11 protein-coding genes are annotated in these 13,075 nt (G+C 61.3%); 2 read left to right on the top strand and 9 right to left on the bottom strand.

Going from position 1 to position 13,075, the window contains the following annotated elements:
* Positions 1-97: 97 nt before the first annotated feature.
* The 9 genes from ACM6J5_RS23880 to edd all read right to left on the bottom strand — a co-directional run bounded on the left by ACM6J5_RS23880 (position 98) and on the right by edd (position 11,232).
* Positions 98-1,258: an ABC transporter ATP-binding protein gene (locus ACM6J5_RS23880; RefSeq protein WP_414929453.1), complete on the bottom strand. Its 1,161-nt coding sequence runs from the start codon at positions 1,256-1,258 to the stop codon at positions 98-100.
* Between the two features lie 4 nt (positions 1,259-1,262).
* Positions 1,263-2,108: a carbohydrate ABC transporter permease gene (locus tag ACM6J5_RS23875; protein ID WP_095942743.1), complete on the bottom strand. Its 846-nt coding sequence runs from the start codon at positions 2,106-2,108 to the stop codon at positions 1,263-1,265.
* Positions 2,101-3,009, bottom strand: a complete 909-nt coding sequence (locus ACM6J5_RS23870; RefSeq protein WP_007974433.1) for a carbohydrate ABC transporter permease — start codon at positions 3,007-3,009, stop codon at positions 2,101-2,103. Before ACM6J5_RS23870 ends, ACM6J5_RS23875 begins: the two co-directional genes overlap by 8 nt.
* 159 nt (positions 3,010-3,168) lie before the next feature.
* Positions 3,169-4,467, bottom strand: coding sequence for an ABC transporter substrate-binding protein (locus tag ACM6J5_RS23865; protein ID WP_095942744.1), 1,299 nt, complete (start codon positions 4,465-4,467; stop codon positions 3,169-3,171).
* A 117-nt stretch (positions 4,468-4,584) separates the two neighbouring features.
* Positions 4,585-5,844, bottom strand: coding sequence for an AGE family epimerase/isomerase (locus ACM6J5_RS23860; RefSeq protein WP_414929452.1), 1,260 nt, complete (start codon positions 5,842-5,844; stop codon positions 4,585-4,587).
* Positions 5,845-6,072: 228 nt separating this feature from the next.
* A complete protein-coding gene (locus ACM6J5_RS23855; RefSeq protein WP_224790036.1) occupies positions 6,073-7,500 on the bottom strand; it encodes an ATP-binding protein in 1,428 nt (475 codons plus the stop codon).
* Between the two features lie 31 nt (positions 7,501-7,531).
* The gene (locus ACM6J5_RS23850) at positions 7,532-8,263 is read right to left on the bottom strand and encodes a response regulator (RefSeq protein ID WP_095942747.1); all 732 of its coding nucleotides are present in this window, start codon (positions 8,261-8,263) and stop codon (positions 7,532-7,534) included.
* Positions 8,264-8,449: 186 nt separating this feature from the next.
* Positions 8,450-9,409, bottom strand: coding sequence for a glucokinase (locus ACM6J5_RS23845; protein WP_414929451.1), 960 nt, complete (start codon positions 9,407-9,409; stop codon positions 8,450-8,452).
* The gene (gene edd / locus ACM6J5_RS23840) at positions 9,406-11,232 is read right to left on the bottom strand and encodes a phosphogluconate dehydratase (RefSeq protein ID WP_057713545.1); all 1,827 of its coding nucleotides are present in this window, start codon (positions 11,230-11,232) and stop codon (positions 9,406-9,408) included. Before edd ends, ACM6J5_RS23845 begins: the two co-directional genes overlap by 4 nt.
* 220 nt (positions 11,233-11,452) lie before the next feature.
* Here edd and gap point away from each other — a divergent pair, with 220 nt between their 5' ends.
* Both gap and ACM6J5_RS23830 read left to right on the top strand, forming a co-directional pair.
* Positions 11,453-12,454 carry a type I glyceraldehyde-3-phosphate dehydrogenase gene (gene gap, locus ACM6J5_RS23835; RefSeq protein WP_095942750.1) on the top strand — a complete coding sequence of 334 codons (1,002 nt, stop codon included), beginning with the start codon at positions 11,453-11,455 and terminating at the stop codon, positions 12,452-12,454.
* Between the two features lie 149 nt (positions 12,455-12,603).
* The gene (locus tag ACM6J5_RS23830) at positions 12,604-13,068 is read left to right on the top strand and encodes a methylglyoxal synthase (protein WP_095942751.1); all 465 of its coding nucleotides are present in this window, start codon (positions 12,604-12,606) and stop codon (positions 13,066-13,068) included.
* The last annotated feature ends 7 nt before the right edge of the window (positions 13,069-13,075 follow it).

Raw genomic sequence — 13,075 nt, 5'->3', positions numbered from 1 at the left:
CTTGCTCGCGATGGACGCAATGACGACGCGTACTCTCTGATTAAATGCGGCGCCGTTGAGATCATCGCGAGCAAGCTCGCTCCTACAGTTTTGTTCTTCAGCGGCCTTTGAATTGGGCCACGTTGGCGCTGTGCGCCTCGGTTTTCGGCAGGCCGGCAACCCCCAACCGTTCCCCGGTCTTCGCATCGAACAGCAGCACTTTCGCCGGATCGAATTGCAGGGTCAGGGTCTCGCCCACCGCCGGCGCAACGTCCGGTGCCAGGCGGCAGCAGACCTTGGTGTCGTTGAGGTTGACGAAGACCAGGGTGTCGGGCCCGGTCGGTTCGGTGACCTGGACTTCGGCGCGAATGGTCGGCAAACCGTTCGCTTCGCCGTTGGCGAGGATGATCTGCTCAGGGCGCATGCCGAGGATCACTTCGCGGTCTTCAAGACCCGCGTCCTGCATGCCCAGCGGCAGTTCGCAACGGGCCTGGCCGCTGTCGAGCAGCGCCAGCAGACGACCGTCCTTGCGCTGCAGGCGCAACGGGATGAAGTTCATCGGCGGCGAACCGATGAAGCTCGCCACGAACAGGTTGGCCGGGTTGTTGTAGATGTCCTTAGGCGTGCCGAACTGCTGGATGATCCCGTCCTTCATCACCGCCACTTTGTCGCCCAGGGTCATGGCTTCGATCTGGTCGTGGGTCACGTAGACCGTGGTGGTTTTCAGGCGCTGGTGCATCAGTTTCATTTCGGTGCGCATCTCGACCCGCAGCTTGGCGTCGAGGTTGGACAGCGGTTCGTCGAACAGATAGATCTTCGGCCGCCGCGCGAGGGCACGGCCCATCGCCACGCGCTGTTGCTGGCCGCCGGAGAGCTGGCCGGGTTTGCGGCTGAGCAGGTGTTCGATCTGCAACAGCTTGGAAACCCGAGCGACTTCTTCGTCGATTTCCGCAGTCGGCATTTTGCGGATCTTCAGGCCGAAGGCGATGTTGTCGCGCACGCTCATGGTCGGGTACAGCGCATAGGACTGGAACACCATGGCGATGTCGCGATCCTTGGGGCTCATGCCGCTGATGTCGGCGTCGTCCACCAGGATCGCGCCGCCGCTGATGGTTTCCAGGCCGGCGATGCAGTTCATCAGCGTGGATTTACCGCAGCCCGACGGGCCGACCAGGATCAGGAATTCCCCGTCATCGATTTTCAGTTCGATGTTTTTCAGGGTGTCCGGCAAGCCGGGGCCGTAGGTCTTGTTGACGTTGCGTAATTCGAGAGTTGCCATGTTTCTACCCCTTGACCGCGCCGGACGTCAGCCCACGCAGGAAATACTTGCCAGCGAATATGTAGACCAGCAGTGTCGGCAGCCCGGCGATCATCGCGGCGGCCATATCAACGTTGTATTCCTTGGCCCCGGTGCTGGTATTGACCAGGTTGTTCAGGGCCACGGTAATTGGCTGGGCATCGCCGCTGGCGAACACCACGCCGAACAGGAAGTCGTTCCAGATCTGGGTGAACTGCCAGATCAGGCAGACCATCACGATCGGGATCGACATCGGCAGCAGGATCTTCAGGAAGATCGTGAAGAAGCCCGCGCCATCGAGCCTTGCGGCCTTGACCAGCGCATCCGGAATGCTCACGTAGTAGTTGCGGAAGAACAGCGTGGTGAACGCCAGGCCGTAGACCACGTGCACCAGCACCAGGCCGGTGGTGGTGTTGGCCAGGCCGAACTTGCCGAGGGTGAACGAGGCCGGCAGCAGCACCGTCTGGAACGGCAGGAAGCAGCCGAACAGCAACAGGCCGAAGAACAGTTGCGAACCACGGAAGCGCCACATCGACAGCACGTAGCCGTTCATGGCCCCGATGAAGGTCGAGATCAGCACTGCTGGCACGGTGATTTTCACCGAGTTCCAGAAGTAGCCGCCGACCACGTCCCAGGCCTTGATCCAGCCGATGCCATCGATCACGGTCGGCCAGCTCAACAGGTTGCCGGTACGGATGTCTTCCGGGGATTTGAAACTGGTCAGCAGCATCACCACCAGCGGGATCAGGTATACCGCCGCTGCCAACAGCAGGGTGGCGTAGATCGCGATGCGACTGAAACTGATACCAGGCTTTCCGAGTTGATTAGTCATGGCGTTTGCCTCGCAGCTCGGAGTACAGGTACGGCACGAGGATGGTCAGCACGGCACCGAGCATCAGCATGGCGCTGGCCGAACCGATGCCCATCTGGCCACGGCTGAAGGTGAAGGAATACATGAACATCGCCGGAAGGTCGGAGGAGTAACCCGGACCGCCCGCGGTCATCGCCGCAACCAGGTCGAAGCTCTTGATCGCGATGTGCGCCAGGATCATGAAGGCACTGAAGAACACCGGGCGCAGGCTCGGCAGGACGATCTTCAGGTAGATGGTCGGCAGGCTCGCCCCGTCGACTTGCGCGGCACGGATGATCGATTGATCGACGCCGCGCAGACCGGCGAGGAACATCGCCATGACAAACCCGGAGGCCTGCCACACGGCGGCGATCACCAGGCAGTACACCACGCGATCCTGATCCACCAGCCAGTCGAGACGAAAGCCTTCCCAACCCCAGTCACGCAGCATCTTGTCCAGGCCCAGGCCAGGGTTGAGCAGCCATTTCCACGCGGTACCGGTGACGATCATCGACAGCGCCATCGGGTACAGGTAGACGGTGCGGATGAAGCCTTCCTTGCGAATGCGCTGGTCCAGCAACACGGCGAGGAACACGCCCAGCACCAGGCTGATGCCGATGAACATGCCGCCGAACACCGCGAGGTTCTTGCTCGCGACCCACCAGCGGTCGTTGTCCATCAGGCGCATGTATTGCTGCAGGCCGACCCACTTGTAGCTCGGCATGAAGCTGGAGTTGGTGAAGGACAGAATGAACGTCCAGATGATGTAACCGTAGAAACCAACCAACACGATCAGCATGCTCGGCGCGAGTACCAACTTGGGTAGCCAGCGTTGCAGCGCATCGAACGGTGAGGCTTTGCTGAAAACCGCCACAGAGCTCATCGGGATAATCCAGGTTTAGATGTAAGGATCGGAGTGCGATCCCTTGTAGGAGCGAGCCTGCTCGCGATGGAGTGTCAGTAGACATCTGTGCAGCTGACACACCATCGCGAGCAGGCTCGCTCCTACAAGGGGGAACTCACTCAGGTAAATGCCAAGGGATTACTGGGCAGCTTTGACAGCCGAGGCCAGTTGGGCGCTGGCCTTGGCCGGGTCAGCGTCCTTGTCGTTCATGAAGTTGGTGACCACGTCGAAGATCGCGCCCTGCACAGCCAGGGAGGTGGCCATGTTGTGCGCCATGCTCGGTTGCAGGCCGCCGGTCTTGTCGTCGGCGATGAAGTCCTTCGCCGCCTTCTGGGCGCACTCGTCGAAGCCGAGCTTGTCCATTTCGTTCAGCATGTCGTTACGCACCGGGATCGAACCCTTGTTCATGCTGAAGACTTTCTGGAAGTCGGTACCCAATGCAACCTTGGCCAGGTCTTGCTGGGCAGCGATATCGCCCTTGCGATCGGCCTTGAGCTTGAACACCGCCAGGGAGTCGATGTTGTAGGTAAAGGCTTTTTCAGTGCCTGGGAACGCTACGCACTGGTAGTCCTTGCCAGCGACTTTCTTCGCCGCGGTCCACTCGCTTTTCGCCCAGTCGCCCATCATCTGCATGCCGGCCTTGCCGTTGATGACTTCGGCGGCGGCGATGTTCCAGTCACGACCGGCGCGGTTCGGGTCCATGTAGCCGGTGATCTTTTTCAGCTCGGCGAACGACTGGGTCATCTGCGGGCCGGACAGGGTTTTCTGGTCCAGATCGACCAGGGCTTTCTTGTAACCGTCAGCGCCCATGACCGAGAGCACCACGTCTTCGAACACGGTGCTGTCCTGCCAGGGCTGGCCGCCGTGGGCGAGCGCGATGAAGCCGGCGGCTTTCAACTTGTCGCCGGCGGCATAGAATTCTTCGAGGGTGGTCGGGGCTTTTTCGATCCCGGCTTTCTTGAACACTTCGGGGTTGATCCACAGCCAGTTGACGCGGTGGATGTTCACCGGCACGGCCACGTAATCGCCTTCGTACTTAACGGTGTCGGAGACTTTCTTCGACAACAGGCCATCCCAGTTTTCGGACTTGGATACTTCTTTCAATGCGTCGGTGCTGAGCAGGCCAGTGCTGCCCCACTCCTGGATGTCCGGACCCTTGATCTGTGCAACGCCCGGCGGGTTGCCGGCTACGGCGCGACTCTTGAGTACGGTCATGGCCGTGGAACCGCCACCACCGGCGACTGCGCCGTCCTTCCAGGTGAAGCCGTCTTTTTCGACTTGAGCCTTCAGGACATCGACCGCTGCTTTTTCACCACCGGAAGTCCACCAGTGAACGACTTCAACGGAACCTTTGGATTCGGCGGCCAGGACACTGAGAGGGAGTGCAGACAGGGAAGCGAGAGAAATGACAGTAGCGAGGCGAGAAAACGAATTCATCCAGGAGCACCTTTCTTGTTGTTATGCATGCAAGTCTGTTGCTTGCGCTGCATAGGATTCTAAACAGGGGATATCCCCTCGCAGGTAACGAAGGGATGCGCGAATGTCACCGCATGGTTACATAGAACCGCTCTGGGACAAGCGCGCCAGCGCCGTGGCCATGCTCGGCGCCAGCGTCAGGCGCGGAATCAGCACGGCTTGCCAGGCGTGGTAAAGGTCAGGTTTGCCAGGCCAGATATCGGCACTTGGGCGGTTCAGCGGGTCGAGTTCGTGATGCCAGCTGCCATCGCAACGGTCGATGAAATGACTGTCACAGAACTCCCAGAACAGTCGGTACCAGTGTTCGTATTGTTCATCGCCAGTGCGCTTGAGCAAGGCACTGGCGGCGGCGCTGGCTTCGCAATGGGTCCAGTGCAGGCGATGGCGGACCACCGCTTTGTTGTCCCAGTCCAGGGTGTAGACAATGCCCGGCGCACCATCGACGTCCCAGCCGTGGAGGCAATTGTGCTCGAACAGTTTCTGCGCGTCGGTGACCAGCCAGCCCGGTGTGAGCATCCCGGCCTTCACCCGCGACGCCTCGAGGTGCAGCAACAGCCGCGCCCACTCGAAACCATGGCCCGGGGTGGTGCCGTAGGGGCGAAAGCCGTCGGCCGGATTTTCGCGGTTGTACTCGCGCAGCGGCTGCCAGGCGCGGTCGAAATGCTCGATCACCAGGTAGTCGTTGGCGGCTGCGTGACCATGGATCACGCGCTCGACAATCCGTTGGGCACGGCTCAGCCAACGGCTGTCATCAGTGACATCGGCCAAGGCGAGGAAGGCTTCAGTGGCGTGCATGTTGCTGTTGGCGCCTCGGTAGGCTTCTTCTTCACTCCAGTCGCGATTGAAGGATTCGCGCATGGCGCCTTCTTCTTCGCTCCAGAAACAGGTGTCGATGATGTCGATGGCATCATCAAGCAAGGCTTGCGCACCGGGGCGTTGCGCGACCACCGCAGAACTGGCTGCCAGTGCTACGAAGGCATGCAGGTAGGCGTTCTTGCCGGTGTTGCCGTCGCGATGCTCGGCAACCGCGAACCAGCCACCGTGCACCGCATCACGCAACGGCCCGCGCAGCGCCGCGACACCGTGATCCATCAGCTCGGCAAAACCCGGCAAGCCCTGAATATGGGCCATGGCGAAGCTGTGGGTCATGCGCGCGGTGTTCATGGTCTGGGCTTGCGCATCAGCCGGGAGGCGACCTTTTTCATCGAGGTTGCCGAAGCCTTCAGGCAGTTTCGAAGCTTTGGCAAACGCCAGCAGGCGCAAGCCTTCGGTGGCAAGCCATTGCTGATGGGCAGGTGCATTCAGCCAACTGCTGAAGGCTGGTTGGAAGGTGTCCATGGCGTACCTTTTTTGTTGTTATGACTGTGGGGCAGCATAAACAACAGACGAAGGTCGGCTTGTAACGAAGGGGATGGGTTATGTCACCGAGCCGTGACATTTACCTTGAGGGATGTGTTGAATGATCTGACGCCTTCGCGAGCAGGCTCGCTCCCACAGGGGGGCTGCGTCGTACACGAATCCAATGTGGGAGCGAGCCTGCTCGCGAAGAACGATAACGCGGTCTGACTAGTCAACACTGCGGGGCAACTGCAGGGTCACCCGCAACCCACCCTCACGCAGATTCTGCAAACTCACTTCACCGCCATGGCTATGGGCAATGTTGCGGGCAATCCCCAGCCCCAAGCCATAACCCTGCTGCTGCCCGGCCAGGCGGAAGTGCGGTTCGAACACCTGCTCCAGGCGCTGCTCCGGCACGCCCGGCCCTTCATCATCGACATGCAGGATGAACGCGCTTTCGTCGTCATCGATGTGCAGGTGCGCGTTCTGCCCGTACTTCAGCGCATTGTCGATCAGGTTGCCGATGCAGCGCTTGAGCGCCAGCGGTTTGCCCGGGTACGCCGCCAGCGCCCGCCCCTGCTGGGTCACGCGGCCGTTGCCATTCGGCGCGAGATAGGGCTCCACCAGACAGTCGAGCACATGGTTGAGGTCAACCGGCTCGATGTTCTCGTGGATGTCGGTGTCTTTCACGCATTGCAGCGCGCCCTTGACCAACAATTCGAGCTCGTCCAGATCGCGCCCGAACTTGGTTTGCAGCATTTCGTCTTCGAGCAATTCGACCCGCAGGCGCAGGCGGGTGATCGGCGTGCGCAGGTCGTGGGAAATGGCGCTGAACAACTGGCTGCGCTCGGTCAGGTAACGGCTGATGCGCTCGCGCATGGTGTTGAAGGCGCGCCCGACCTCGACCACTTCGCTGCCACCGCCCTCGGCCACCGGTTCCACGTCGGCCCCCAACGACAGGTCCCGCGCCGCCCGCGCCAGGCGCTTGAGCGGACGACTCTGCCAGTGCACCAGCAGGCCGATGAACAACAGCAAAAAGCTGCTGGTCAGGACAATGAACCACACCTGCTGCGCCGGCAGGCCCTGCTCCTCAAGACTGGTATAGGGCTCGGGCAACAACGAGGCGATGTACAGCCATTCGCCCGGCGCCATCTGGATCTGCGTGACCAGCACCGGCGGGTTCACCGGCTCCAGGGTCAGCGCGTAGTGCGCCCAGGAGCGTGGCAACTCATCGAGCTTCAGGCCGCCATTGAAGATGCGCAGGTCTTCCGGGCTGACGAAGGTGACCGAGATATCCGTGTCCTGGCCGAGTGACTGGCGCAGCACTTCGTCCACCGCTTTGAGCACCGCCTCTTTGCGCGGGGTGATGGGCAGCACCTCCATGCCCAGGGGTTTGTCGTTGAGCGTCACCACGAACCGGGTGCCGCCCATGCTGCGCAACTGATCAAGCACCAGGGGCCGAAACGCCACCGGCAACGAACGGAAATAACTGACGCTGGCGGTCATTGAATGGGCCAGGCTGCGAGCACTGGTGACCAGGCCCTCGAGCTGAGTCGCGCGCAGTTGCGACACCCAGATCACACTCGACAATGCCTGGGCGAACAACACCGCCAGCAGGGTCAGCAACAACATCCGCCCGAGCAGCGAACGCGGCATCGGCACCTTGGCGGCGAGCTTGCGCAAAGTTTCAGTGACCATTGCCGGCAACCACGTTGGCCGCCAGTTGGTAGCCGCTGCCGCGCACGGTGCGGATCAGCCGTGGTGGTTTTTCCGTGTCGCGCAGGCGCTGACGCAACCGGCTGACTGCCATGTCGACGATGCGATCCAGGGGCATCAGTTCACGGCCGCGAGTGGCGTTGCCGATAGTGTCGCGGTCGAGGATTTCCTGCGGGTGATCGAGGAACAGTTTCAGCAGCGCAAAGTCGGCGCCCGAGAGAATCACCTCTTCGCCGTCGATGTGAAACAGCCGATGGCTGACCATGTCCAGGCGCCAGTCATCGAAGGCCAGCACCTCACCGCCACTGCGCTCCTGACCGAACTGCGCGCGGCGCAGCAACGCCTTGATCCGAGCCTGCAATTCCCGTGGACTGAAAGGCTTGCCGAGGTAATCGTCGGCGCCCAGTTCCAGGCCGATGACACGGTCGGCTTCGTCGGAACTGGCGGTGAGCATGATGATCGGTACCTGCGCCTGGCGCGGGTGCTGGCGAATCCAGCGGCACAGGCTGAAGCCGTCTTCGTCGGGCAGCATCACATCAAGGATCACCAGATCGGCCGACGCATCGTTCAGCGCCTGGCGAAAACCGGCGCCATCGGCGGTGGCACGCACCTGAAAACCGGCGCGGGTCAGGTAGGTATCCAGCAACTCGCGTATCTCTTGATCGTCATCGACCAACAAAATCGACTTGTTGACTGAGCTCACAGGAAGGCGTCCTTGTTGTTTGAATTGGGCGGATTATGCCTTAAGCACTGAAACTGCAAACACCACAAAACAATTGTAGGAGCGAGCCTGCTCGCGATGGACTTGCAGGCACCGCGTACATTCAGAAAGCACGCGTTATCGTTGACGTCCATCGCGAGCAGGCTCGCTCCTACAGGTAATCGGGTTTCAGTTCGGGATTGATTGCTCCAGCGCTACTCCCGCCCCAACAAGGCCCGAATACGGCGCCGTCACCAGCCACACCGGAATCCCCTTGAAGTAATCGCTCATGCAGCCCTTGTCGGCGAAGCAGCGGGCGAAGCCGCTTTCGAGGAAGAAATCGGCAAACCGTGGAATCACCCCGCCCACGATGTACACGCCACCGCGCCCACCGGTGGTCAGCACGTTATTGCCGGCCACGCGACCGAGCCAGCAGCAGAACTGCTCAAGCACTTCCACGGCAATCGGGTCGCCCGCCAGCCCGGCCGCCGTGATCGCTTCCGGTGTGTCGAGCACCGGCGTGTGCCCGTCCACCGCGCAGATCGCCCGGTAAACACGGGGCAAGCCGCCGCCGCTCAGGGCTGTTTCCGCACTGACATGGCCAATTTCGTTGAAGATGTGCTGCCAGAGCTGGGTTTCACGCGGACTGCTCAATGGCAGGTCGACATGACCACCCTCCCCCGGCAACGCGGCGAATCGGCCCTCGCCCAGATCGAGCAAAGTGCCGACCCCCAGGCCCGTGCCCGGGCCAATCACCACCGCCGGGCGCAATGGCTCCGGCGTGCCTTCGCAAACCACGCGGAATTCGCCGGGCTGCAAACGGGTCATGCCCAGGGCCATGGCCGAGAAATCGTTGACCAGCAGCAGCTGATCCACTTGCAGGGTCTGGCAAAAGCCCTTGCGGCTCAGGCGCCAGTGATTGTTGGTGAACTTGAATTCATCACCACTCACCGGGCCCGCCACCGACAGGCACACCGAACCGATCGAACCCGGCGCCAGCCCCAGGCCATTCAGGTAGCGGCTGATCGCCTCTTCGGGGCTTGGGAAATCTGCCGTTGCCAGCACCTGGACCGATTCCAGCTGCTGATTTTTCCACAACGCGAAACGTGCGTTGGTCCCACCGATGTCACCGACCAAAGCCAGTTTCAATTAAGCGTCTCCAGGGCAGAAGTAAAGGCGCTGGCGCCCTGCTCCGCCGAGCTGAAGGCCATGCGCATGAAACCGAACAGCTCGCGACCGGTGCCGATGTTGTTGCCCAACAGGCCTTTGGCCGGTGTGCGCGCTGCGAATTCTTCGGCGTCCACCTTAAGCTCCAGGGTGCCTTTGACGCCATCGACGCGGATGATATCGCCCTCTTGCACCCGCGCCAAAGCGCCACCGACATAAGCCTCGGGACTGACATGAATGGCCGCCGGGATTTTCCCCGACGCGCCGGACATGCGCCCGTCGGTCACCAGCGCGACTTTGAAGCCGCGATCCTGCAGCACGCCGAGGAACGGCGTCATCTTGTGCAGCTCTGGCATGCCGTTGGAGCGCGGGCCCTGGAAGCGCATCACCGCGACAAAATCCTTTTCCAGCAAACCGGCCTTGAAGGCATCGGCCAGGTCCTGCTGATCCTGGAACACCATGGCTGGCGCTTCGACGATCTGGTTTTCCACGGCCACGGCGGAGACTTTCATCACGCCACGACCGAGGTTGCCTTCCATCACCCGCAGGCCACCCTCTGCCGAGAATGCACGGGCGACTGGGCGCAGGATGCTTTCATCGAGGCTGTCGGTCACGCCTTCACGCCAGACCAGTTGGCCATTGTCGAGGAACGGCTCCTGGGTGTAGCGGCTCAGGCCATGGCCCATCACGGTGTTGACGTTTTCGTGGAGCAACCCGGCTTCCAGCAGTTCACGGATCAGAAACGACATGCCGCCCGCGGCCTGGAAGTGGTTGATGTCGGCCTTGCCGTTCGGGTAGACGTGGCTCAGGGTCGGCACGACTTCGGAGAGGTCGGCCATGTCCTGCCAGGTCAATTGAATGCCCGCCGCCATGGCGATAGCCGGCATGTGCAGGGTGTGGTTGGTCGAGCCGCCCGTGGCGTGCAGCGCGACAATCGAGTTGACCAGCGAACGCTCGTCGACGATTTCGCCGATTGGCATGAAGTCGCCGTTCTGCTTGGTCAGGCGCGTGACCTGGTGCGCGGCTTCGCGGGTCAAGGCATCGCGCAGCGGCGTGTTCGGGTTGACGAAGGACGCGCCCGGCAGGTGCAGCCCCATGACTTCCATCAGCAACTGGTTGGTGTTGGCGGTGCCGTAGAAGGTGCAGGTGCCAGGGCTGTGGTAGGACTTCATTTCCGATTCCAGCAGCTCTTCGCGGGTCGCCTTGCCTTCGGCGTACTTCTGGCGCACATCGGCTTTCTGCTTGTTGGAAATGCCCGACACCATCGGCCCGCCCGGTACGAAGATCATCGGCAGATGGCCGAAGCGCAGCGCGCCCATCATCAACCCCGGCACGATCTTGTCGCAGATGCCGAGCAGCAGCGCGCCGTCGAACATGTTGTGGGACAGCGCCACGGCGGTGGACAACGCGATCACTTCGCGGCTAGGCAGACTCAGTTCCATGCCCGGCTCGCCCTGGGTCACGCCATCGCACATGGCCGGGGTGCCACCGGCGAACTGGCCGACGGAGCCGATTTCGCGCAGGGCTTTCTTGATCAGTTCGGGGAAGACTTCATACGGCTGGTGCGCCGAGAGCATGTCGTTATAAGACGACACTATCGCGATGTTGGCGGAGTTCATCATCCGCAGGCTGTGCTTGTCGTCGCTGCCGCAACCGGCCACGCCATGGGCGAAGTTGGCGCATTGCAGCTTGCCGCGCATCGGACCGTCGCTGGCCGCACCGCGGATCAATGCAAGGTAGGCCTCGCGCGTGGCGCGGCTGCGGGCGATAAGCCGTTCAGTGACCTCAAGGACGCGGGGATGCATGTGTAGAACTCCAGGCTAACGGATGTGGCGACCTGATTGTCTATGCTGATCAAAGGCCGGTGTCGATGGGATGACAGACGGTTTATTTGACCATTCGGACCAGTTGATTCAGGTCACTCGTTGTAGATCGAACAAAATATTGCCATCAAAAAGGCTTGTTTTCTATTTTTTTACGAATAATCTTGTAATTCCAACAACAAAACGACGGTAGCGCCGCACTATGACTCTTCGAATCGCAATCAATGGTTTTGGCCGCATCGGCCGTAATGTCCTGCGCGCACTCTATACCCAGGGCTACCGTCAGGATCTGCAGATCGTTGCCATCAACGACCTTGGCGACAGCGCGATCAATGCTCATCTGCTCAAGTACGACACCGTTCACGGCACGTTCGATGCCGATGTCCAGCACGACCAGGAGAGCCTGACGGTCAACGGCGACCGCATTTCGGTCAGTGCCATCCGCAACCCGGCCGACCTGCCCTGGGCCGCGGAAAAAATTGATGTCGTGTTCGAATGCACTGGTCTGTTCACCGACCGGGCCAAGGCCGCCGCGCATATTACGGCCGGCGCACGCAAAGTGATCATCTCGGCTCCGGCCAAAGGCGCCGACGCTACCGTGGTCTACGGTGTTAACCACGACATTCTGCGCCAATCGCACCAGATTATTTCCAACGCGTCGTGCACCACCAACTGCCTAGCCCCGGTGGCCCAGGTGCTGCATCGCGAACTGGGCATCGAAAGCGGTCTGATGACCACCATCCACGCCTACACCAACGATCAGCACCTGACCGACGTCTATCACGTCGATCCGTACCGCGCCCGTTCGGCCACCCAGAACATGATCCCGAGCAAGACCGGTGCTGCTGAAGCGGTGGGCCTGGTGCTGCCGGAACTGGCGGGCAAATTGACCGGCATGTCGGTGCGCGTACCGGTGATCAACGTGTCGCTGGTGGACCTGACGGTGCAGCTCAAGCGCGAAGCGTCGGCCGATGAGGTCAATGCGCTGCTGAAAGAAGCCAGCCAGCACTCGAAGATCCTTGGCTACAACACCCTGCCGCTGGTCTCCAGCGACTTCAACCACAACCCGCTGTCGTCGATCTTCGACGCCAACCACACCAAGTCCAGCGGCAAGCTGCTTAAGGTACTGGCGTGGTATGACAACGAATGGGGCTTCTCCAACCGCATGCTCGATAACTGCCTGGCGCTGTGCAACGCTGAATAAGCAGCACGCCCCCCGGTCTTGTAGGAGCGAGCTTGCTCGCGATGGTCGTTAACGATGACAAGGGGCGCCTGAATGAGCGTGGGGTCCTTACATCCATCGCGAGCGAGCTCGCTCCTACAGGGTACGTGTCATTTCTGGAGCGGCAACCGATGATCGGCATCAGCTTTACACAAAAGACCCTGTTGGCGCGCAAGCGCATCGCCCTGGTCGCCCATGACCACTGCAAGGTGTTCTTGCTGGACTGGGCCGAACGGCAGAAAGACAGACTGGCCCGGCATGATCTGGTCGCCACCGGCACCACGGGATTGTTGTTGCAGCAACGCCTCGACCTGCCGGTGCAAAGCATGATCAGCGGGCCACTGGGCGGCGACCAGCAGCTCGGTGCGCAAATCGCCGAGCAGCGGGTCGACATGCTGGTGTTTTTCTGGGACCCGTTCGAACCCCAGCCCCACGACCCGGACATCAAGGCGTTGCTGCGGGTCGCGGCGGTGTGGAACATCCCGGTGGCGTGCAACGAATGCAGCGCCGACTACCTGCTCAGCAGCCCGTTGATGGATCAGGCGCATACCCATCGGATTCCCGATTACGCCACCTATTTGCAGGGCCGCGCATAAAGCTTCA

The sequence above is a fragment of the Pseudomonas sp. IT-P74 genome, assembly GCF_949768175.1.
Classification (GTDB): Bacteria; Pseudomonadota; Gammaproteobacteria; order Pseudomonadales; family Pseudomonadaceae; genus Aquipseudomonas.
The sequence above is the reverse complement of the archived record's forward strand: the minus strand, read 5'-3'. Positions and strand labels throughout refer to the sequence as shown.

Excerpts from the sequence above, each read along its gene's own strand:
- ACM6J5_RS23865 (WP_095942744.1), bottom strand. The coding sequence starts at position 4,467 with ATGAATTCGTTTTCTCGCCTCGCTACTGTCATTTCTCTCGCTTCCCTG.
- gap (WP_095942750.1), top strand. The coding sequence starts at position 11,453 with ATGACTCTTCGAATCGCAATCAATGGTTTTGGCCGCATCGGCCGTAAT.
- ACM6J5_RS23830 (WP_095942751.1), top strand. The coding sequence starts at position 12,604 with ATGATCGGCATCAGCTTTACACAAAAGACCCTGTTGGCGCGCAAGCGC.
- ACM6J5_RS23875 (WP_095942743.1), bottom strand. The coding sequence starts at position 2,108 with ATGACTAATCAACTCGGAAAGCCTGGTATCAGTTTCAGTCGCATCGCG.
- edd (WP_057713545.1), bottom strand. The coding sequence starts at position 11,232 with ATGCATCCCCGCGTCCTTGAGGTCACTGAACGGCTTATCGCCCGCAGC.
- ACM6J5_RS23870 (WP_007974433.1), bottom strand. The coding sequence starts at position 3,009 with ATGAGCTCTGTGGCGGTTTTCAGCAAAGCCTCACCGTTCGATGCGCTG.
- ACM6J5_RS23855 (WP_224790036.1), bottom strand. The coding sequence starts at position 7,500 with ATGCCGCGTTCGCTGCTCGGGCGGATGTTGTTGCTGACCCTGCTGGCG.
- ACM6J5_RS23880 (WP_414929453.1), bottom strand. The coding sequence starts at position 1,258 with ATGGCAACTCTCGAATTACGCAACGTCAACAAGACCTACGGCCCCGGC.
- ACM6J5_RS23860 (WP_414929452.1), bottom strand. The coding sequence starts at position 5,844 with ATGGACACCTTCCAACCAGCCTTCAGCAGTTGGCTGAATGCACCTGCC.